At 61.6% G+C, this 21,958-nt stretch carries 18 protein-coding genes and 1 pseudogene; 7 read left to right on the forward strand and 12 right to left on the reverse strand.

What is annotated here, in order from left to right:
* Positions 1-29: 29 nt before the first annotated feature.
* The 7 genes and pseudogenes from BM017_RS29685 to gap all read right to left on the reverse strand — a co-directional run.
* Positions 30-1,310, reverse strand: a pseudogene (locus BM017_RS29685) (HAMP domain-containing protein); the annotation flags it as partial.
* A gap of 138 nt (positions 1,311-1,448) precedes the next feature.
* Positions 1,449-1,850 carry a YbaN family protein gene (locus BM017_RS17970; protein WP_092246807.1) on the reverse strand — a complete coding sequence of 134 codons (402 nt, stop codon included), beginning with the start codon at positions 1,848-1,850 and terminating at the stop codon, positions 1,449-1,451.
* A 147-nt stretch (positions 1,851-1,997) separates the two neighbouring features.
* Positions 1,998-2,606, reverse strand: coding sequence for a biliverdin-producing heme oxygenase (locus BM017_RS17975; RefSeq protein WP_071489315.1), 609 nt, complete (start codon positions 2,604-2,606; stop codon positions 1,998-2,000).
* Positions 2,607-2,739: 133 nt separating this feature from the next.
* On the reverse strand, positions 2,740-5,304 hold the full coding sequence (locus BM017_RS17980) for a TonB-dependent receptor (protein WP_092246810.1): 2,565 nt from the start codon (positions 5,302-5,304) through the stop codon (positions 2,740-2,742).
* Between the two features lie 115 nt (positions 5,305-5,419).
* A complete protein-coding gene (locus tag BM017_RS17985) occupies positions 5,420-6,388 on the reverse strand; it encodes a FecR family protein (RefSeq protein ID WP_092246813.1) in 969 nt (322 codons plus the stop codon).
* 74 nt (positions 6,389-6,462) lie between these two features.
* Entirely contained in the window at positions 6,463-6,981 is a 519-nt protein-coding gene (locus BM017_RS17990) for an RNA polymerase sigma factor (RefSeq protein WP_092246816.1), read from the reverse strand.
* 214 nt (positions 6,982-7,195) lie between these two features.
* Positions 7,196-8,197 (reverse strand): type I glyceraldehyde-3-phosphate dehydrogenase, encoded by a 1,002-nt coding sequence (gene gap, locus BM017_RS17995; protein ID WP_058426789.1) that lies wholly within the window; start codon positions 8,195-8,197, stop codon positions 7,196-7,198.
* A 221-nt stretch (positions 8,198-8,418) separates the two neighbouring features.
* Between gap and edd the strand changes: the two genes are divergently transcribed.
* From edd to BM017_RS18015, 4 genes are read left to right on the forward strand one after another with little or no spacing between them, the layout of a single operon-like run.
* Positions 8,419-10,245 carry a phosphogluconate dehydratase gene (edd, locus tag BM017_RS18000; RefSeq protein WP_092246819.1) on the forward strand — a complete coding sequence of 609 codons (1,827 nt, stop codon included), beginning with the start codon at positions 8,419-8,421 and terminating at the stop codon, positions 10,243-10,245.
* Positions 10,242-11,198 (forward strand): glucokinase, encoded by a 957-nt coding sequence (locus tag BM017_RS18005; RefSeq protein ID WP_071489321.1) that lies wholly within the window; start codon positions 10,242-10,244, stop codon positions 11,196-11,198. Before edd ends, BM017_RS18005 begins: the two co-directional genes overlap by 4 nt.
* A 59-nt stretch (positions 11,199-11,257) precedes the next feature.
* Positions 11,258-12,034, forward strand: coding sequence for a response regulator (locus tag BM017_RS18010; RefSeq protein ID WP_219731708.1), 777 nt, complete (start codon positions 11,258-11,260; stop codon positions 12,032-12,034).
* On the forward strand, positions 12,024-13,493 hold the full coding sequence (locus tag BM017_RS18015) for an ATP-binding protein (RefSeq protein ID WP_071489322.1): 1,470 nt from the start codon (positions 12,024-12,026) through the stop codon (positions 13,491-13,493). The genes BM017_RS18010 and BM017_RS18015 overlap by 11 nt, the downstream gene beginning before the upstream one ends.
* Before the next feature lie 60 nt (positions 13,494-13,553).
* On the opposite strand, the gene BM017_RS18020 is transcribed toward BM017_RS18015, so the two are convergent.
* Positions 13,554-14,483 (reverse strand): AraC family transcriptional regulator, encoded by a 930-nt coding sequence (locus tag BM017_RS18020; protein WP_092246822.1) that lies wholly within the window; start codon positions 14,481-14,483, stop codon positions 13,554-13,556.
* Positions 14,484-14,811: 328 nt separating this feature from the next.
* Here BM017_RS18020 and BM017_RS18025 point away from each other — a divergent pair, with 328 nt between their 5' ends.
* Both BM017_RS18025 and BM017_RS18030 read left to right on the forward strand, forming a co-directional pair.
* Positions 14,812-15,153 (forward strand): antibiotic biosynthesis monooxygenase family protein, encoded by a 342-nt coding sequence (locus tag BM017_RS18025; protein ID WP_010208042.1) that lies wholly within the window; start codon positions 14,812-14,814, stop codon positions 15,151-15,153.
* A gap of 9 nt (positions 15,154-15,162) precedes the next feature.
* Positions 15,163-15,441 (forward strand): hypothetical protein, encoded by a 279-nt coding sequence (locus BM017_RS18030; protein ID WP_083351504.1) that lies wholly within the window; start codon positions 15,163-15,165, stop codon positions 15,439-15,441.
* A gap of 123 nt (positions 15,442-15,564) precedes the next feature.
* On the opposite strand, the gene BM017_RS18035 is transcribed toward BM017_RS18030, so the two are convergent.
* The gene (locus tag BM017_RS18035) at positions 15,565-16,197 is read right to left on the reverse strand and encodes a flavin reductase family protein (RefSeq protein ID WP_092246825.1); all 633 of its coding nucleotides are present in this window, start codon (positions 16,195-16,197) and stop codon (positions 15,565-15,567) included.
* Between the two features lie 160 nt (positions 16,198-16,357).
* Between BM017_RS18035 and BM017_RS18040 the strand changes: the two genes are divergently transcribed.
* Positions 16,358-17,113, forward strand: a complete 756-nt coding sequence (locus BM017_RS18040; RefSeq protein WP_071489326.1) for a COG4705 family protein — start codon at positions 16,358-16,360, stop codon at positions 17,111-17,113.
* 53 nt (positions 17,114-17,166) lie between these two features.
* Here BM017_RS18040 and BM017_RS18045 read toward each other — a convergent pair whose 3' ends face one another.
* From BM017_RS18045 to BM017_RS18055, 3 genes are all read right to left on the reverse strand, one after another.
* Positions 17,167-18,486, reverse strand: coding sequence for an MFS transporter (locus BM017_RS18045; RefSeq protein WP_071489327.1), 1,320 nt, complete (start codon positions 18,484-18,486; stop codon positions 17,167-17,169).
* Between the two features lie 284 nt (positions 18,487-18,770).
* A complete protein-coding gene (locus tag BM017_RS18050; protein WP_092246828.1) occupies positions 18,771-20,096 on the reverse strand; it encodes a sigma-54-dependent transcriptional regulator in 1,326 nt (441 codons plus the stop codon).
* The gene (locus tag BM017_RS18055) at positions 20,090-21,856 is read right to left on the reverse strand and encodes an ATP-binding protein (protein WP_092246831.1); all 1,767 of its coding nucleotides are present in this window, start codon (positions 21,854-21,856) and stop codon (positions 20,090-20,092) included. Before BM017_RS18055 ends, BM017_RS18050 begins: the two co-directional genes overlap by 7 nt.
* Positions 21,857-21,958 lie beyond the last annotated feature (102 nt).

The raw sequence follows: 21,958 nt of genomic DNA on the forward strand, positions 1-21,958 counted from the left end.
ATCTGGGCGATGGTCGGTTGCAGCTTGTCGAGGAAGCGGTTGAACCAGTTCACCAGTTCGCCCAGTTCATCCTTCTTGGCGTAGGCCAGGCGTTGGGTGAGGTCGCCGTCGCCGCTGGCGATGTCCTTGAGCATGGCGGCCACGCTGTTGATCGGCCGGGTCACGCCGGTAGCGGTCAGCCAGATCAATAGCAAACCGAGCAGGCCGGCGGCGGCGGCCACCAGCAGTGCCTTCAGGGTGCCGGCGGATTGGGCGTCGTCAAGCACCCGCTGCAACTTGACGTTGTCGGCGAGCATCACGGCTTTTGGCAGCTTGATCACCACGCCCCAGGATTTGGCGTCGGCAATCGGCTTGACCGGGTACACGGCGCGGATGGTGTCGTCCTGTTCGCGGATCATGCGGTTGTCACTGGCCAGCAACTGTACGATTTCCTTGCCCTCGGCGCCGAGGGTGTCGATCAGGTTCTTGCCGACCTTGGCCGGCTCGCCGCTGTAGGCGGCAATCAGGCCGGTACTGGAGAGAATCTCCAGGTGCGCTGCGCCGTTGAACAGGTCCTTCTGTGCAGCGTCGGCGGTTGCTTGCAGGGCGGTGAGGGCGATGTCGACACCGACGACGCCGATGAGTTTACCCCCCACGATCAGTGGCGAGGCGATGGTGGTCATCAGTACCTTTTTGCCGGCCACCGTATCTTCATAGGGGTCCAGCAGGCAGGTATTGCGGGTGTCCCGTGGGCAGGTGTACCAGATGTTGTAGGGCGTACCGTTGAGGGTGAGGGTGGTCTTGTTCAGGTCTTCTTCGACCATGATGGTGTTCAAGCCTTCACCGCCGGCACGGCTCCAATAGCTGGAGAAGCGCCCTGTTTCGTTGGAGACGCGTGCCTTGTCATCGACGAACTCGCTGTCCTTGCCGTCGAGGCCGTTGGGTTCGAATGACAGCCAGAACCCCAGCACTTTGCTGTTGCGATCGAAGGTGGTTTTCAGGCTCTGGTTGATTTCTTCGCGCAGCGCGCCGGCTTCCAGGCCACGCTTGCTGGCCATGGTGCGCAAATCCTTGATCTGGTCGGCCAGCGCGGTCAGCGCCATCAGGCTGTCGCCAAAGGTTTTCTGCAACTGCACCGCTTGCTCGGCGGCCCTGGCTTGCAGCAGTTGTTCCACGCTGGCGGTGAGCATGCGCGAGCTGGAATCGCTGACCAACAGATCATTCTGGTTGGTGTTGTAGATATTGATGCCGACGACCAGCGCTATCACCCCCAACAGGCAAAGGCCGGACAGCAGCACGATTTTCAGGCGGATGGAGAGGGTGTTGAACATAGGCTCACTCGCGAATGGACTGGTGGGGATGCATGCAGCAGAGCCAAGTCCATTCAGCGCTATGTCTGAAACATCGGCGTCACAAATCAATTCATGAGAAAGAGGCGATGAGCGGTAGGAAAACACCTACATGCGGCGTCAGACAGGCGCTGCAAGCCTTTCCGGGCGTGACCAGATCCACAGGTTGCCCAGGCTCATTCCGGCAATGGCCAGGTAGATCGGCCAGCCGTGGTCGAGCATCACCAGCATCAGCATGGCGCACAGCAGCATGCTTACAGTGGCGCTGACTTTGGCTCGGCGAGCGATGATCTTGCCGTTGCGCCAGTTGAACAGGATCGGCCCGAACAGCCGGTGGTTCTCCAGCCAGGCGCTGAGGCGTGGCGAGCTTTTAGTGGCGGCCCAGGCGGCCAGCAGGATGAATTCGGTGGTGGGCAAACCCGGCACGACAATCGCGATCAACCCAATGCCCAGGCTGACATAGGCCAGCAGGCCGAAGAGGATCCGGGCGAGTTTCGAGGTGGATTGGGTTTTGCGGGTCATGGTTTATTTGTAACGTCGCGAAGTGAGCGCCAACTGTGGGAGGGGGCTTGCCCCCGATGGGGATGTGTCAGCTAGAAAAGCGTTGACTGGCACTCTGCTATCGGGGGCAAGCCCCCTCCCACAGTTGATGGCATTTCAATCTGGATGTCAGGCCAATTCAGGGGCGCTAGCGTACGCCTGTTCGAGCAAGACGGTGAAGCGTACAAACGCGTCGATCGCACCTTTTTCCACTGCGGCTTCCTCTTCGGCACTGAACTCCAGGGCATCGAGGGTACGGGTGAAGCTTTTCCAGCCTTCGGCGCGACCACCGGCCGGCTCACCCAGGTGACGGGCACCGAAGGTTTCGCTCAGGCCCAGGCCCACGGCACGCTTGATCAGGAACGCAGCGCCCAGTTTGGAGCCTTCGGACACAAACAGCCAGCCCAGGGCTTCGGCCTTGCTCGGGTTTTTCACGGCGCCGGCGACCGGTGCAGGCACCTCGGTGTCCAGGTCGCCCAGGTCCAGTTTGGCGGCTTCGGCACGGCAACGCTCGGCCAGGTCCGGCACGATCTTGATCAGTTCGGCATCGTTGTACAGGGCCACCAGTTCCGATTGGAACAGGTACTGCGCCACCACGAAACGGGCGAAGTTGGCCCGGGTTTCAAACGGGGCGTGAGCCTTGACCAGTGCGTCGAGCTTGGTGTGCGGCTCGTTGGTGATCTGGTTCAGGCGTTGGGAGCGCAGGCTTGCGCGTTCTGCGGTAGGGGAAGCGGTCATGAAAAGTCCTTGAGAAGGGATGCGCCTGGGTGCCCGAAAGAGAGCTGTTATCAACTAGACGAACAAGAAGACGCGGCACAGTAAAAAATCCTCACCCCGTCGAAGAAATTTCAACGGGGTGAGTAGGGCGGTGCTAGATGTCCCAGATCACGTTGATCGCAAAGTTGCGGCCCGGCTGGGTCAGGCGGTCGAGGTTGGCTGGGCCGGTCACGGCGGCTTCGCCGACACTGTCGTAGCTGCGCACGTCATCCCAGTTCCAGTACTTCTTGTCGGTGAGGTTGTAGAGGCCGCCGTTGATGGTCACGTCGTGGGTGACTTTGTAGAAGGCGGTCAGGTCGACCACACCGAAGCCAGGGGTCTTGAAGGGGCCGCTGGTGTCGCCGTCCGGCGCGTGGAAGGTGGTGCTGTCGACGCGATCCTGCTTTTTCACCAGGGTCCAGCTCAACAGGCCACCGTAGTTGTCCTGGTCGTAGCCCAGGCCGAAGACCCCCTTGAGCGGGTTGACGCTGTTCAGCGGCTCGCCATTATCGTCGTTGCGGCCATAGGCATAGGACACCGAGCCCTGGGTGTAGAGACCTTGCGGCGCACCGAAGGCATCCAGGTTCAGGCGGCCCTTGGCTTCGGCGCCCTTGATGGTGGCGCGCTTGATGTTGATGGCCTGGAACTGTTCAAGACTGCCCCCGGCAACGGCGTTGTCTTCGTCGATAAAGTCGCGGTATTTGTTGTAAAAAACGGCGATCTCGAAGGAGCCTTTGTCGAACTTGCCGCGAATCCCGGTTTCGACGCCTTTGCTGGTTTCTGGCTTGAGGTCGGGGTTCGGCTCGACGGTGTAGCCCAGGTTCAGGTTTTCAAAGCGGCCGTACAAGGCTTTGGCGGACGGCGTACGGAAACCTTCGGCGTACTGGCCGAACCAGGTGTATTGATCCGTCAGGGCGTACGTCAGGCCAAACTTGGGCGTCACACGGTGCCAGGTTTTTTCCTTGTCGCTCACCGGGTCCGCCCCTGTCGGGTTGACGGTGTTGAGAAATTCCTGGGTCAGCTTGGGTTTGAGCTGGGTGTAGTCGTAGCGCACGGCGGGCAGGAAGGTCCACTTGTCCCAGGTGATCTGGTCCTGTGCGAACAGCGAATACGTGTTGATGGTCGGGTCGGGGAAGTCGCTGGACTTCTTCACACTGTCGCTGGCAATCGGGCTGGGTGCACCGATGGCGGTGCACCCACTGCCGACGGCCACGCAGGTCGCGTTGCCCTCGCGCGAACCGGTGACTTTCTGCTGCTTGAGGGTGGTGCCGTAGGTCACCTGGTGGTCGGTTTCACCGAGGCTGAACGCCTTGTCGAGCTGGGCGTCGAAAATCCACTGTTTTTCCTGGTAGAGCGTGTCGCGGGTGCGCAGGACACGACGGCCTGACTGATAGATCTCGGCGGTGGTCTGGTCGGTCTTGGCGATCTGGTAATTGAGGCTGGTCTTGATGCGGTCGGCAATCGGCGACTCGAGGGCGAAGCTGTTTTCCAGGCCGAAACGTTCACGGGTAATGGTGTCGTTGCCACGACGATCACGGTAGAGGTTGAAGCCTCGGCCGCCGATGAACGGGCCGCCTACCGCGTTCTTCAGGTTGACGTCGCGATCGTCTTTGTACTTCTCGTAGGTCAGGCCCAAGCGGTTGTCATCGCCATAGTTCCAGCCGAGCTTGGCCAGGATGTTGGTGGTGCGCGCGTCCTCCGGGTTGGCGCCGGTGCGGGCCAGGCCGGTGGCGTTGTTGCCGTCGTAGGATTCGGTCTCGTGGCCATTGCGCTGGCTCAGGTGCAGCAAACCATCGAAGTCCTGCACGCGGCCGGCGACGGTGCCGGAGGTCAGCCAGCTTTCGTCGGCGGAGCTGTAGCCGGTCTTGAGGCGGGCGCCGAAATCCTGGCCTGGCTTGATGATGTCGTCCGGGTCGAGGGTGAAGTAGCTCACGGCGCCACCGATGGCGCTGCTGCCGTACAGGGCGGAGGCCGGACCGCGCAGGATCTCCACACGCTTGACGATCTCCGGGTCGACGTAGTTGCGACGGGTCTTGGCGTAGGGGCCGTTGAAAAAGTTGTCCGGCACTTCCACGCCGTCCACCTGGGTGAGGATGCGGTCGCCGTCGATACCGCGGATGTTGAAGCCGGCGTTACCGGAGCGGGTGCCCGCGCCGCCGACCGAGACGCCGGGCTCGTAGCGCACCAGTTCGCGGATGTTGTTGACGTTCTGGCGGTCCAGTTCTTCGCGGTCCTGCACGCTGACGGTGCTCGGTACGCTGGTCACATCCTGCTCGTTACGGGTGGCGCTGATGGTTACCTGTTGCAGGTTTAGGGTGCCGCCCGCTGCGCGTTTTTCCAGGATGATGTTGTTGCTGCCCAGCTTGCGATAGCTCAGGTTGGTCCCCACCAACAGCCGGTCCAGGGCTTTTTCCGGCGACAACGGACCGCGTACGCCAGGGGATGACACACCCTGGGCCAGTTCCGCCGGCAGGCCGACCTGCCAGCCGGTCACGGCGGTAAATGCGTTGAGTGCAGAGACCAGCGATTGCTGCTCGATGCTGAAGTTGTAGTTGCCATGGCTGCGCGGAGCAGGCTCGGCGGCGGTGGCGGTCATCACTGGCGCACCGGCCAGCAGGATGGCCGCCGTCAGCAAGGACAGCACGGGCGAAGAGGACCGGCGGTTGAAACAAGAGGACATCGAGAGCGCTCCGGGGTACGAATCTTATAGTTGCGAACCGAACCAAATAGGAATCAGTTGCATTGGCTAAGACGAGACGTACCAGTGCCAGCTATCGAGTAAAAATAATTCTCATTTAGTTGAGGATCACCAGCGCCGGGTATTCCGACAACTTGGCCGAGGTGATGTGGGCCAGCGAGCGCACCACATCCAGGGGCTGGTCGAGGCGGTAATTGCCGGTGACGGCGACGCTGGCGAGTTGGTCGTTGGTGTTGACGATCCAGCCAGGGTAATAGCGGCGCAGCTCGGCGAGCACTTCGCTCATGGGGCAGTTTTCGAAGATCAGCCGGCCTTGCACCCACGCCAGGTCCTTGTTGGCGTCCAGTCTGGCGGGCGAGCCGAAACCCTTGGGGCCGACGCGGATGCTTTCCCCGGCGCTCAGACGCACGCGGGCATCATTGAAGGTATTGCTCAGGTCGACATCGCCACGTTGCACCTGCACCTGTGCTTCGCCATTGAGGTAGCGCACGGCGAAGGCGGTATCGCGCACGCTGGCGCGCACGGGGCCGGCGTCGATTTCCAGGGGCAGGCCATGGTTGGGTTTGATTTCGAAAAACGCCTCGCCCTGGTACAGGCGAGCGATGCGCTGATGGTCCTTGATGCTGCTGGAAAACGCCGAATTGGTGTTGAGCAGCACCTTTGAACCGTCGTCCAGTTGCAGGCGCTGGCGTTCGCCCACCACGGTGAGGTGATCGGCCTGCAGGCGCACCGGCAGGTTGCTGAAGCTGAACAGCCCGATCAGCAACACGGCGGCGGTGGCCAAAGGTTTCCAATGGGGTTTGATCCGCCGCCAGGCGCTGGGCTTGCGCGGTGCTGCCAGGGCGACGGCGGCGCTGTGCACTGGCGCGCCACCCCAGGCCGCCTGGGCCTTGGCGAAGGCGTGGACGTGGGCGGGATCGCTGGCCAGCCAGGCTTCGAATTCGGCCTGCTGCCCGGGCTGCGGGCACTGCAAGGCGATCAGCCAGTCGAGGGCTTGGTCCATGGCCGTGTCTTGCAACACCTCATGAGCCAGCTCATGGGGGTGCAGTTTGTTCGGGTCCGTCACGGTGTTCCTCGGGTCTTCGCCACGTTCTATTTAACTTTCCTACAGCTTGGGTCGACGTTTCTGTCGGGGGAAGCTTAAGGCCGATCCAGCCGTTCGGCCACACCTACACAGATGGCCATGATCAACTTCAGTTCCTTTTGTACGGTGCTCAAGGACACTTCCAACTGATCGGCGATCTCCTGGTAACTGTAACCGTGCAGGCGGCTGAGGATGAAGATCTGCTGCTGGCGGGCGCTCAACTGGCCCAGGCTGACGCTCAGGGCCTCGAGCATTTGCTCGGCCTGGGTGGCATCTTCGGGCGTGCTGATGGGGGCGGCGACACTTTGCAGGACGTCCAGCGGGACATCTTCCTGCAGCGTGCGTGCCTGGATCCTGCGCGCACGCAGATGATCCAGCGCCAGGTTGCGCGCGGTCTGATAGACGAAGGGTTCAAGGTGATCGATCGGTCGCTCGCTGAGGGCCCGGGTGACGCGCAGGTAGGTTTCCTGCAACAGGTCCTCGGCGGTGCTGTGGTTATTGACCATCCGCTGCAAGGTGCGAAGCAGAATCACCCGTTGGGCGAGAAAGACGTGGTTGAAGCGAGATTGGCTCACAGTGCTACCAGACCGATTTGCAGTTAATGATAATGCTTATCATCAACTGAAATGGCAAGTAGCTATTTTCCTTATGCGGGACACAAACCAGTGTGGGAGGGGGCTACACCCCGATGGCAGTGTGTCAGTCAACAAAGATGTTGAATGTGCCACCGCTATCGGGGGCAAGCCCCCTCCCACACAAGCCTCTTCAGAAGGTCCCGCACAGCTCACATTACTCGGCGTTGCACAGCGCCAGGCAGTTATCCAGCATGCGGTTGGAGAAGCCCCACTCGTTGTCGTACCAGGCCAGCACTTTCAGCAATTTACCGCTGACCTTGGTGTGATTGGCATCGAAGATCGACGACAGCGGGTTGTGGTTGAAGTCACTGGAAACCAGCGGCAGGGTGTTGTAGCCGAGGATCTTCGAGTGCTGGCTGGCTTCTTTGAGCAGCGCGTTGACTTCTTGCGCCGTGGCTTCTTTCTTCAGTTGTACGGTGAGGTCCACCAGCGACACGTTGATCACCGGCACCCGCACCGCCATGCCGGTCAGCTTGCCCGCCAGCTCCGGCAGCACCAGGCCTACCGCTTCGGCGGCGCCGGTCTTGCTCGGGATCATGTTCTGGGTGGCCGAACGCGCGCGGTACGGGTCGGTGTGGTAGACGTCAGTCAGGTTCTGGTCGTTGGTATAGGCATGGATGGTGGTCATCAGGCCGCTCTCGATACCCAGCTCGCGGTGCAGCACTTGAGCCACTGGCGCCAGGCAGTTGGTGGTGCACGAGGCGTTGGAGATGATCTGGTGGGATTGACGCAGAATGTCATGGTTGACGCCGTAGACCACGGTGGCGTCCGCGCCCTTGGCCGGTGCCGAGATGATCACCTTGCGTGCGCCGGCGGTAATATGGGCGGCAGCCTTGTCACGGTCGGTGAACAGGCCGGTACATTCGAACACCACGTCGATCTTGTGCGCAGCCCAGGGCAGGTCGGCCGGGTTGCGAATGGCACTGACGGCAATCCGGTCGCCATTGACGGTCAGGCTTTCCTGATCGTGGGCGACCTCTGCTTCGAAAGTGCCATGCACGGTGTCGTATTTGAGCAGGTGGGCATTGATCGAACTGTCGCCCAGATCATTGATGGCGACGATCTGCAAATCCTGGCGGTAGCCTTGGGTATACAGTGCGCGCAGGACATTACGGCCGATACGGCCAAAACCATTGATTGCGATACGAAGAGTCATTGGAAAGTGCCTGTCGTCGATTTGTTGTAAGAATTACAAGATTATTCGCATAAAAATAGAAAACAAGCCTTTTTAGTGGCAATATTTTGTTCAATCTACAACGAGTGACCTGAATCAACTGGTCCGATGATCCAAACGACTCCCTGCCATCCCATGCGCTGCGGGCGTTTGATCAGCATAGACACTCAGGTCGCCACATCCGTTAGCCTGGAGTTCTACACATGCATCCCCGCGTCCTTGAGGTCACCGAACGGCTTATCGCCCGCAGCCGCGCCACCCGCGAGGCTTACCTTGCGCTCATTCGCGGCGCAGCCAGCGACGGTCCGATGCGCGGCAAGCTGCAATGCGCCAACTTTGCCCACGGCGTGGCCGGTTGCGGCACTGAAGATAAAAATAGCCTGCGCATGATGAATGCCGCCAACGTGGCAATTGTTTCGTCATATAACGACATGCTCTCGGCGCACCAGCCGTACGAACATTTCCCTGAACAGATCAAGAAAGCCCTGCGCGAAGTCGGCTCGGTCGGCCAGTTCGCCGGCGGCACTCCCGCGATGTGCGACGGCGTGACCCAGGGCGAGCCCGGTATGGAGCTGAGCCTGCTCAGCCGTGAAGTCATCGCCATGTCCACGGCGGTAGCGCTGTCCCACAACATGTTCGACGCGGCCTTGATGCTGGGCATCTGCGACAAGATCGTCCCCGGCCTGATGATGGGCGCGCTGCGCTACGGCCACCTGCCGATGATCTTCGTACCGGGCGGGCCGATGCCGTCGGGCATTTCCAACAAGCAGAAGGCCGATGTGCGCCAGCGCTATGCCGAAGGCAAGGCCACCCGCGAAGAGCTGCTGGAATCGGAGATGAAGTCCTACCACAGCCCCGGCACCTGCACCTTCTACGGCACCGCCAACACCAATCAGTTGCTGATGGAAGTCATGGGCCTGCACCTGCCGGGCGCCTCGTTCGTCAACCCGTACACGCCGCTGCGTGATGCGCTGACCCGCGAAGCCGCGCACCAGGTCACGCGCCTCACCAAGGCCAACGGCAACTTCACGCCGATCGGCGAGATCGTCGACGAGAAATCCATCGTCAACTCCATCATCGCGCTCAACGCCACCGGCGGCTCCACCAACCACACCCTGCACATGCCGGCCATCGCCATGTCGGCGGGCATCATCCTCACCTGGGACGACATGGCCGACCTTTCCGAGGTGGTGCCGACCCTGTCCCACGTGTATCCCAACGGCAAGGCCGATATCAACCACTTCCAGGCGGCGGGCGGCATGTCGTTCCTGATCCGTGAGCTGCTCGAAGCCGGCCTGCTCCACGAAGACGTCAACACCGTGGCCGGCAAGGGCCTGATCCGCTACACCCAGGAGCCGTTCCTGGTGGACGGCGAGCTGATCTGGCGCGACGGTCCCATCGAGAGTCTCGACGAAAGCATCCTGCGCCCGGTGGCCCGCGCGTTCTCGCCCGAGGGCGGTTTGCGCGTGATGGAAGGCAACCTGGGGCGTGGCGTGATGAAAGTCTCGGCCGTGGCCCTCGAGCACCAGATTGTCGAAGCACCCGCCGTGGTGTTCCAGGACCAGCAGGACCTGGCCGATGCGTTCAAGGCTGGCCAGTTGGAAAAAGACTTCGTCGCCGTGATGCGCTTCCAGGGCCCGCGTTCCAATGGCATGCCGGAATTGCACAAGATGACGCCGTTCCTCGGTGTATTGCAGGATCGTGGCTTCAAGGTCGCGCTGGTAACAGACGGGCGTATGTCGGGCGCGTCGGGTAAGATCCCCGCCGCGATTCACGTCAACCCCGAAGCCCAGAGCGGCGGGCCACTGGCGCGGGTGCAGGATGGCGATATCATTCGTGTGGATGGCGTGAAGGGCACCCTGGAGCTTAAGGTGGACGCCGAAGAATTTGCAGCGCGTGCGCCTGCCACGGGCCTGTTGGGTAACAACGTGGGGGCCGGTCGCGAGCTGTTTGCATTTATGCGCTTGGCCGCAAGCTCCGCAGAGCAGGGCGCCAGCGCCTTTACCTCTGCCTTGGAGACGCTTAAGTGAAGTTAGCGCTGGTCGGTGACATCGGGGGCACCAATGCCCGTTTTGCGTTGTGGCGGGATCAGGAACTGCATTCGATCCGCGTGCATGCCACGGCGGATCATTCCAGTCCTGAGGCCGCTATCAAGGTTTACCTCAAGGAGGAAGGCCTGGAAATCGGGGACATCGGCGCGGTGTGTCTTTCCGTCGCTGGTCCGGTGAGCGGAGATGAATTTAAATTCACCAACAACCACTGGCGCCTGAGCAAGACTGCGTTTTGCAAGACATTGCAGGTGGATGATCTGCTGTTGGTCAATGATTTCTCGGCCATGGCCCTGGGCATGACCCGCCTCAAGCCCGACGAATTCCGCGTGGTCTGCGAGGGCACGCCGGAGCCGTTGCGGCCTGCGGTGGTGATCGGTCCGGGCACCGGGCTGGGTGTCGGTACCTTGCTGGACCTGGGCGGTGGCCGTTTTGCGGCGCTGCCGGGGGAGGGCGGGCACGTCGACCTGCCGCTGAGCAGCCCACGGGAAACCCAGCTGTGGCAGCACATCTACACCGAGATCGGGCATGTCAGCGCTGAAACGGCTTTGAGCGGTGGCGGGCTGCCACGTCTGTACCGGGCGATCTGTGCGGTCGACGGCCATGCGCCGGTACTGGAAACCCCCGAAGCCATCACGGCCGCCGGCCTGGCCGGTGACCCGGTGGCGATGGAAGTGTTGGACCAGTTCAGCATCTGGCTGGGCCGCGTAGCCGGTAACAATGTGCTGACCACCGGCGGACGCGGTGGTGTGTACATCGTGGGCGGGGTGATACCGAGGTTTGCCGACTTCTTTATCCACAGCGGTTTTGCCAGGAGCTTTGCTGACAAAGGCTGCATGAGCGACTACTTCAAGGGTATTCCGGTGTGGTTGGTGACGGCGCCGTATTCCGGGTTGACCGGGGCTGGCGTCGCGTTGGAACAGGCTTTTGCATAGGGACTGATGGCCCTATCGGGGGCAAGCCCCCTCCCACATTTGGAACGCATTTGCCCCCGATGAGGCCATCAATAACACCCCATAACAACAAGGAGGACCCCGTGAGCGTAATCAGTAAATCGATCCTCCTGGTCGATGACGACCAGGAAATCCGCGAATTGCTGCAGACCTACCTCAGTCGCGCCGGTTTCCAGGTGCGTGGGGTGCCGGATGGCGCGGGGTTCCGCCAGGCGATGAACGAGGCACCGTGCGACCTGGTCATCCTCGATGTGATGTTGCCGGACGAAGACGGTTTCAGCCTTTGCCGCTGGATCCGCCAGCACCCGCGCCAGGCGCAGGTGCCGATCATCATGCTCACCGCCAGTTCCGACGAGGCCGACCGTGTGATCGGCCTGGAGCTGGGCGCCGACGACTACATCGGCAAACCCTTCAGCCCTCGCGAGTTGCAAGCGCGGATCAAGGCCTTGTTGCGCCGTTGCCAGTTCGGCCAGGAGCGCAGCAGCGGCGGCGATGTGCTGGTGTTCGATGAGTGGCGGCTGGACATGATCAGCCACCGTCTGTTCCATGTGGACGGCGAAGAAGTGATCCTCTCCGGCGCCGATTTTGCCCTGCTCAAATTGTTTCTCGACCACCCGCAGCAGATCCTCGACCGCGACACCATCGGCAACGCCACCCGGGGTCGTGACCTGATGCCGCTGGATCGCATCGTCGACATGGCTGTCAGCCGCCTGCGCCAACGCCTGCGCGACACCGAAAAGCCCCCTCGTCTGATCCGCACCGTGCGGGGCAGTGGTTATCAACTGGCAGCCAGCGTGGTTGCCGGCAATGTCCACTGAGCCGTTGACCGAACGCCGCCGACGCTTCCCGGTACCGCGTTCGCTGCTGGGGCGCATGCTGCTGCTGACGCTGCTGGCAGTGTTGTTCGCCCAGGCGCTGTCCAGCGTGATCTGGGTCTCGCAATTGCGCGCCACCCAGCTCGAAGGCCTGGTCACCAGTGCCCGCAGCCTGGCGCATTCGATGACCGCCAGCGTGAGTTATTTTCGTTCGTTACCGGTGGCGTATCGGCCGCTGGTGCTCGATCAACTGCGCAGCATGGGTGGCACGCGTTTTGTGGTGACGCTCAATGATCGCCCGCTGGACATGGCCATCCTGCCGCAGACCCCGCGCAAACAGGCGGTGCTTGAAGCGGTGGATGAGGTGCTCAAGCAGACCCTGGGCGCCGATGTGCATATGTCGGTGGAGTTCGTCAGCGCCGAAGACCTGCGCATCTTCAATGCCGGCCTGAAACTCGATGAGCTGCCGCGTTCCTGGGCCCACTACGCGCTGACCCTGGAACCGGTGAACCCGCCGGTGCTGGTCACCCAGATCCAACTGGCCCAGGGCGAATGGCTGTACATCGCCTCGCTGTTGCCCGAGCCCTACACCAGCCTTGAAGAACAAGGCCTGCCGTCCCAGCAGGTGTGGTTTATCGTGCTGACCAGCGGTTTTCTGCTGCTGTTCATCGGCCTGCTGGTGCACTGGCAAAGCCGGCCGCTCAAGCGCTTGGCGCGGGCGGCGCGGGACATGTCCCTGGGCGCCGACGTGGAGCCAGTGGCCGAAGGTGGCGGCAGCGAAGTGGTGGAAGTGGGCCGTGCTTTCAACGCCATGCGTGAGCGCATCAGCCGCTACCTGACCGAGCGCAGTCAATTGTTCAGTGCGATTTCCCACGACTTGCGCACACCGATCACCCGCCTGCGCCTGCGCGTGGAACTGCTGGAGGACGAGAACCTGCAAACCAAGTTCGGCCGTGACCTGGATGAACTGGAGTTGCTGGTGAAGGGCGCGCTGCAATGCGTGAAGGACACGGATATCCACGAGAACATTGAGCCGGTGGACCTCAATCATGTGCTCGAATGCCTGGTGGAGCCTTACGTGGCACCCAACGGCAACGGCCGGGTCACGCTGGACGGTGCTGCCCTGGCGGCGTATCCGGGCAAGCCGCTGGCGCTCAAGCGCTGCATCGGCAACCTGATCGACAATGCCTTGAAGTATGGGCAGAACGCCCATCTGCACATCGAGGACGATGGCGCGGAGTTCGTCCTGCATGTGGACGACGAGGGGCCCGGCGTGCCGGAGCAGCGCCTGGAGCAAGTCTTCGAGCCACACTTCCGCCTCGCCGGGCAGCAACAGGGTTATGGCTTGGGCCTGGGGATTGCGCGCAACATTGCGCACAGCCATGGCGGTGAAGTGAGTTTGCAGAATTTGCGTGAGGGTGGCTTGCGCGTGACCCTGCAACTGCCGCGCGGATTAGACTGAACACAAGCGGTAACAGTGTGGGAGGGGGCAAGCCCCTCCCACATGTTGATCGTCATTGGCTCAGATGCTCTGGCGCAACCGGGCCAGGTCACGCAACGGCGGTGCGCCAAACAATCGGCTGTATTCCCGGCTGAATTGCGATGGGCTTTCATACCCCACCCGATACCCCGCCGCCGACGCTTCCAACCCTTCGGCAATCATCAAGCGCCGTGCCTCCTGCAAGCGCAACTGCTTCTGGTATTGCAACGGGCTCATGGCGGTGATCGCCTTGAAACGGTGGTGCAAGGTCGAAACGCTCAGGTTCACTTCCTTGGCCAGGTCATCGATGCGCAGCGGTTGTTCGTAGTTGCCGTTCAACCACTTGATCGCCTGGCTGACCCGATGGCTCTGACTGTTGGCCACGGCGATTTCATACAGCCGATAGCCCTGCGGCCCACGCAATAACCGGTAAAGAATTTCGCGGTTGATCAACGGCGCGAGCATGGCGATGTCTTTCGGCGTATCCAACAGGCGGGCCAGTCGCAGTACGGCGTCCAACAGTTGGCCATCGATGCGGTCGACGTACATGCCGCGAGAAGTCGGGCGCGATGGCACGCCCATCGGGCCAGCCTCGGCAATCAGCGCGGTGAGCTGTGCCGGATCGATATTGATGCGCACCGACAGGTTCGGGTCCTCCGGTGTTGCATCGATGATCCGCCCGGCCACCGGCATCGCTACCGAGAACACCAGGTAGTTGAGCGGGTCGTAGGCAAAGATTTCGTCGGCCAGGCGTACTTCCTTGCTGCCACTGGCGAGGATGCACAGGGCCGGTTCCACCAGCACCGGCATGAAGTCGCGCGGGGTGTTGTGGCGGTTCAGAAACAGGGTGGTGATGGCCGTACCGTAGGAGCCGTCCTCCCAGGTATGCCGGTGCACGATGCTGGCCAGTTCGGCGCGCTGTTTTTCCATCTCGGCGTCGAGGGGAATGGCTGTATGTTCGGGCGACGACATGGAACGTCCTCTACTGGCTACTTCGATGGGGTCAGCTTAGCGGCGGCTTTTCAAACAGTGTTACGTCGATTCTGCACAATCCTTGCCTGATCCTGCGATACATCGTGAATCAGGCAATCGCGGCACCTGTCATCTCCCTGAAACAAGGCCTCGGGTCATGGAATAAAACCTCTGTGCCAGACGTCCTCCCTACGCTTCTCGCAGGATTGTGCAATAAGCCGACAGGAATTGACTAACCGCGCGCCGACTCGCGCCGTTATCTTTGATCCTGTGGCAACACGCCCTCACAGTGCTTGCCGAGCATCACTTCTCAACGGGAGAGTCGAACATGTCCACCCCCATTCCCGCGAGCCATATGGCCTTTATCCGCGCCCGCACTGGGTGCAGCACCGAACTCGGTGCACGCTTGAGCAGTTTGATCGAACCGGGCCGCCAGGCTCAGGGTTGCCTGCAGTTCTCGTTGCAGCATTCCCAGGTTGATCCTGATGTGTGGTTGATCTCCGGTTTCTGGAGCAGCGAGCAGGCGATGAGCGCCTACTTCAACTCCCCGGCGCTGATGATCTTCACCGAGCTGTTGAACGACATGGTCGTGCGCAGCATGGACTTCCAGACCTTCACCGATGCATCCGCCGCACACGCCTACGGCGAGTACCTGCAACTCGCCGGCTGAAGGTCTAGAATGGCCGACTTTCCATTGGCCAGGACCTGCAACATGGCACGTAAACAATTTGCCCACCACGAAGCCGTATCCGCCGTAGTACCGGGTGAAGGGGGCTACAGCGCCGCCGTTGCCGTCAAGGCACTGGATGGCATGGGCGCCCCGCAGTTTCACAAGATCCTTGACGGACAGACGTTCAAGACAGCCTCCGATGCTGACGATGCAGCCACTGTGCAGCTTGAACGGCTGACGGGTGTGGACGAAGAGGGTCAACTGACCTGGGCGAGCGCCGCCAACTGAGCAACACCGACAGTCCAATGTGGGAGGGGCTTGCCCCCTATAGCGGCGTGTCAGTCAACAACGATGTTGAATGTGCCATTGCCATCGGGGGCAAGCCCCCTCCCACGTTTTATTGTCTTTCAGTCAGGGTTTGCTGGCGCCTGGGCGATACATCCTGAACAGGGCTTCTGGCCCCAACTGAAAGTAATCCGCCGGTCCGCCACCGCGCAGGATCGGCTCGGCGGCGGCGGTATCGTAGATGCCATCCTTGAGCAGCCACTTGGCAATGTGCACCGCGACCACCTCGCCGAGCACCAGCCAGCTCGGCACCAATGCCTTGTCGGCACGTTGCAGCTGAATGATCTGCGTCACCTTGCATTCGAACGAGACCGGGCTTTCGCCCACCCGCGGCACACCAACGATCTTCGAGGCCACCGGCGTCAGGCCGGCCAATTCAAACTCGTTCACCTCAGGTGAGACGGCAGCACAGCTCTGGTTCATCTGCTCAGCCAACGGACGGGTGGCCAGGTTCCATACAAACTCGCCGGTCTGTTCGATGTTGTTCAGGCTGTCTTTGCGCCCGACGCTGGAAAATCCAATGATCGGCGGAATGTAGTTGAACGCATTGAAAAAACTGTAGGGCGCCAGGTTCAGGTGACCTTCGTTGTCATGGGACGAGATCCAGCCGATCGGCCGTGGACCGACGATGGCATTGAACGGGTCATGGGGCAGGCCGTGGCCGTTGGCGGGTTCGTAGAAGTGGATATCGTCAGGCATGGCCGGGGTTCCTGCAGTGGTCGTCGATGAAGTGGCCATACTATGGAATTTTCATTCATCGCCCACCTATTTTTCACAGCTCCACCGTCAGTCTGCGCCCACTGTCGACAACCCAATAAGTCGGCCTATTGAGAGACTGAGCTTTGGAGCCTTCCCCCTTATGAATAAACTTCCTCAGATCACCCTGGCGTTCTGGGTCATGAAAATCTGCGCGACCACCTTGGGCGAAACCGCCGGGGATTTGCTGTCGATGACCCTGGATGTCGGTTATGCCATCAGTTCGATGATGCTGATCAGCGTGTTCCTGATCACCTTGGTGACGCAACTGCGCTCGAAAACCTATAACCCGGTGCTGTACTGGATCGTGATTCTGTCCACTAGCACCGCAGGCACCACGATGTCGGATTTCATGGACCGCACCTTGGGGCTGGGTTATGCCACGGGCTCCATGATCCTGATCGCGATCCTGATGATCATCTTCGCGTTGTGGCACCTCAGCGGCGATTCGCTGAACGTGAACAAGGTGCAGACCTTTCGGGGTGAGTTGTTCTACTGGATGGCCATCCTGTTCTCCAACACCTTGGGCACCGCGTTGGGCGATTTCCTGGCAGATGACTCCGGGCTGGGCTTTGCTGGCGGCGCCTTGTTGATCGGCTCGGCGATTGCGGCGGTGGTGGCACTCAAATACTTCACCAGGATTTCTTCGGTGCTGTTGTTCTGGGTGGCGTTTGTACTGACCCGGCCGTTCGGCGCGACCTTGGGTGACTTCCTTACCAAGCCCCATGAAAAGGGCGGGTTGGACTTCGGCACCATCGGTTCGTCGGCAGTGTTGGCGGCGGTGTTGGTGGTGATGATTGCGGGGGCGTCTTACGCGCAGCGGCGGTACGGACGTAAGACGATAGCTGAGTTGTCCTGATTCAACCTGTGGGAGGGTTTGCCCCCTCCCGCAGGGTTGACTGCAACTGACGTTTAGTCGGTGGTAATGCGCGAGTGCTTGCGGGTGTCCTTCATGGTCACGTAGACCACCAGGGACACCGCGATACACGCGGTCACGTACCAGTAGTAACCGGTTTCCATGCCGATGCTCTTGAACCACAGCGCGATGTATTCAGCGGTGCCGCCGAAGATCGACACCGTCAGCGCATACGGCAGGCCCACGCCCAGGGCGCGGATTTCGGTGGGGAACAGTTCGGCTTTCACCACGGCGTTGATCGAGGTGTAGCCGCTGACGATGATCAGCGCCGCCATGATCAGGAAGAACGCGCCCCACCAGGTCTGGATGGTATGCAGGGTGGTGAGGATCGGCACGGTGAACAGCGTACCGAGTATGCCGAAGGCGATCAGGATCGGCCGCCGGCCGATTTTATCCGACAGCCCGCCGACGATGGGTTGCAGGCACATGAACAGGAACAGCGTCGCCGCCGAGATGGTGGTGGAGTCGGAAATGCTCATGCCGACGGTGTTCACCAGGTACTTCTGCATGTAGGTGGTGTAGGTGTAGAACGCCAGCGTACCGCCCATGGTCAGGCCGACCACGGTCAGCAGTTCCTTGGGGTGGCGCATCAAGGTGCGCATTGCGCTTTCCTTGGCCTTTTCCTTTTTGGTGAACGACTCGGTTTCTTCCATGCCGCGCCGCAGGTACAGCGCAACCACTGCGCAGAGTGCGCCGATGGCGAACGGGATACGCCAGCCCCAGGCATACAGTTGCTCGGTGGTCAGCAGTTGTTGCAGCACGATCAGCACCGCCAGGGCGATGAGCTGGCCGGAGATCAGCGTCACGTATTGGAAGCTGGAGTAGAAACCACGACGTTGCTTGGTCGCCATCTCGCTGAGGTAAGTGGCGGAGGTGCCGTATTCGCCGCCGACCGACAGTCCCTGCAGCAAGCGGGCAAATACCAGCAGGATCGGCGCGCCGATACCGATGATTTCATAGCCCGGGCTCAGGGCAATCAGCAGCGAGCCGAAGCACATCAGGTAGACCGAGGCCATCAGGGCTTTTTTACGGCCGACCTTGTCGGCGTACAGGCCCATCAGCCAGCCACCGATCGGGCGCATCAGGAAGCCCACGGCGAAGATCGCGGCGGTGTTGAGCAGTTGGGCGGTGGTGTCGCCTTTGGGGAAGAAAGTCTTGGCGAAGTACAACGAGAAAGCGGCGTAGACGTACCAGTCGTACCATTCGACCATGTTGCCGACGGAACCACTGAAAATCGATTTGATGCGGCTGGAGGTAGTGCGCTCTTTTGCCGGCGCGGCCGCCGACCCCAGAGGCAGGGCGTTGGAGTTATCCATTGAAGGATCCTTCATCTAGTTGTTTTTATGGAGCGGCGCGTGCGCAGCCTGGGTCGAGCTATAGCAGGAGCTGTGCCAGGTGGATGAAGGCCCGGAACAGAGGGGTTTGAGGATTTATTTGAGCGAAAAACCGCTGATGATTTGCAGGCAGTGGGCGGAAATCCGCTTATGGCTGTTGTCCTCATTGGGGGCAAGCCCCCTCCCACACTTGAATGTGTTCACAGATCAAAATGTGGGAGGGGGCTTGCCCCCGATAAGGCCTGGCAGTCAACACAAAGGTTGGCCTAGAGAAACATCTCCCGCACCAACCCATGGCGCTGCATCTTTTCATTGAAGGTACGCCGTGGCAGTTGCAGCTCGGCCAGTACCGCCTTGATATCGCCTTTGTGTCGGGTCAGCGCGGCTTTCAGGCAGTGGGCTTCGAAGGCCTCTTGCTGCGCGGCCAGGGACTGTCCGGCCTCGATGCCTTCCGGCTCCGGGTCGCCCAGGCCCAGCACCTGGCGTTCGGCGACGTTGGCCAACTCGCGCACGTTGCCCGGCCAGTCATGGCTGAGCAAGCGCCCCAACTGCGCGCCGCTCAATGGCTCGACGCTGCGGCCCAGGCGTTCGGCAGCACTTTGTGCAAAGTGATCGAACAGCAACGGGATATCTTCGCGGCGCTCGCGCAGGGGCGGCAGGCGCAATTGCGCGACGTTCAATCGATACGCCAGGTCTTCGCGAAAGCGCCCGGCGCGGGCCTCTTCCAGCAGGTCCGGCTTGGTGGCGGCGATGATGCGCAGGTCCACGTGGATGCTCTGGTTGGAGCCCAGCCGCTCCAACTTCTGCTCCTGCAGCACACGCAGCAATTTCACCTGTTGGGCCAGCGGCATGCTTTCGATTTCATCGAGGAACAGCGTGCCGCCGTGGGCGTATTCCAGCTTGCCGATGCGCTTGCCCTGGGCGCCGGTGAACGCGCCGCTTTCGTGACCAAACAGCTCGGCCTCGAATAACTGTTCCGGGATTGCCGCGCAATTGAGCGCCACGAATGGCTTCTTCGCACGTGGACCAAAATCATGCAGGCAGCGCGCGACCATTTCCTTGCCACTGCCGGTCTCGCCACGGATCAGCACGTTGACCGGCAGGCTCGCCAGGTCCAGCACCTGGCGGCGCAAGGTCTGCAAACCCCGGGACACGCCCAGCAGCGTCGATTCCAATTGCGCCCGGTGGTCGGCCTGCTGATGCAGGCGACGGTTTTCCAGGATCAAGCCACGTTTGTCCAGGGCACGGCGCAGGCTGTTGAGCAGGGCGTCGGGGCTGAAGGGTTTTTCGAGGAAGTCATAGGCGCCGTCGCGCATGGCTTCGACCGCCATCGGTACATCGCCATGGCCGGTGAGCAGGATCACCGGTAAATCGGCATCACGGCGCCGCACTTCAGCCAGCAGCTCCAGGCCGCTGAGACCCGGCATGCGCACGTCGCTGAGGATCACGCCGGGGAAATCCCTGGGCAGTTGCGCCAGGCATTCTTCGGCGCGGCTGAACAACTGCACTTCAAAGCCTGACAGGCTCAACCATTGCTCGACGGCCGTGCGGATGCTGGCTTCGTCATCGACCACAATCACCGCGTTCAACATAGGTCGGGCGTCTCCAGCGCGATGGGCAAGGTCAGGGTAAAGACTGCGCCGTCGCCCCGGTTACCGGCGATCAGGCGACCGCCCAATTCGTGCACGATAGCGTAGGACACCGCCAACCCCAAGCCGAGGCCGTCTCCCACCGGCTTGGTGGTGAAGAACGGGTCGAACACGCTGCTCAGGTGTTCTTCGGCAATCCCGCCGCCGCTGTCGCTGACCGTGAGTTGCCAGAGTTGCTGGTCGGCGTGCAGGCGGATTTCCAGGCGTTTGCGCGGTTTGTCGGCCATGGCGTCGAGGGCGTTGCGTAACAGATTGATCAGCACCTGTTCCAGGCGGATCGCGTCACCGCGTACCCAGGCGGGGCGGGCCAGGTCCAGCACCACGCCGATGGCCTCATCGCGCAGGCGTGCGTCGAGCAGGTGCAGGGACTGGTCGACCACCGTGGCCAAGTCCAGGCGTTCGCGCAGGCCACTCGGGCTTTTGCGCGCGAAGGTCTTGAGGTGGCCGGTGAGGGCGGCCATGCGTGTGAGCATATCGTCCAGCGGTGTCAGGGCCTCGTAGGCGTCGTCAATGCGGCCGTGATCGAGCAGCAGGCGCAAGGTGGCCAACTGCATGCGCTGGGCGGTCAGTGGCTGGTTGATTTCGTGGGCGAGGGCGGCGGACATCTGCCCCAGCGCCGCCAGTTTGGCCGATTGCACCAGGCCATCCTGGGCGGTGCGCAACGCCTGGGTGCGTTCTTCCACCAGTTGCTCAAGCTCCTCGCGGCTGCGCTGGCGCAAGCGGGCCAGGCGCCAGCGTTGGGTCAGGAACAGCACCAGGAACACCAGCGCCAGCCAGGAACCGGCGGCAGCGAGCCCGGCGTTGCGTTGGTCCTCAAAGGCGAATTGGGGCTTGCGCAGCAGGTGCAGGGTCCAGCCTTCGGCTTTCAGGGGCAGCGATTCCCAGATGTAGTTGGCATTGCCATCCGGGCCGTTGACGCGCATCAGATGGCTGTTTTCGTCAAAGCGCTGCAGGGTCTGGGTTTCCAGCGCCTGCAGTTGTTTTTTGTCGTATTGGCGGGTGGCTTTCAGCTCGGCAAGGTCGTTGGCCGATAACGGTCGCAGGTTGCGATAACGCCAGCCGGGCTGGTTGGCGATAAACACGATGCCGCGCGCATCGCTGACCAGCAGCAGGTCATTGCCCTGGGCCCATTCGCGTTCGAGCTCGGGGAACTCCAGCTTGACCACCATGGCGCCGAGGAACTGCTCGTGTTCATCCAGCACGGCGCTGGAGAGGAAATACCCTGGGATGCCGGTCGTCACCCCCACGGCATAAAAACGCCCGGTGCCCTGGCTCAGAGTCTGGCTGAAGTACGGTCGGAACGCGTAGTTATGGCCCACGTAACTGCTCGGCAGGTTCCAGTTGCTGGCGGCGACCGCAAGGCCGGTGCGATCCATCAATTCCAGGGTGGAGGACTGCGCGGCCCCATTGATGCGTTCGAGCTTGCGGTTGAGCACGTCCTGGGTGGCGGCGTCCAGCGGGCCTTTCAACGCGCTGATCATTTCCGAGTCCAGCGCCAGCACGGCGGGCAGCGCACGGTAGCGTTCGATCAGGGTGTGCAACGAGCTGGCATAGAGTGCAAGTTGCTGATTGGCACGGGCGGCATCGTCCACCAGGGCCTGGCGTTCAGCGTGGCGGGTGGCCAGGGCTGCGGCCAGCAGTGCGCCAGCGATGATCAGCAGGGAGTAGAAGGTCAGGCGCAGGGGGCGCGGGATCACGATCATACGGTGATGGGCAGGCACGGTAAGGGGAGTGCACCATAGCATGCACGACGTTTATGTTGGGGCAAGCCCGCTCGCCACAACAAGCCCAGTGGCCACAGAAAG

The organism is Pseudomonas sp. NFPP04 (assembly GCF_900113815.1).
Lineage (GTDB): Bacteria > Pseudomonadota > Gammaproteobacteria > Pseudomonadales > Pseudomonadaceae > Aquipseudomonas > Aquipseudomonas extremorientalis.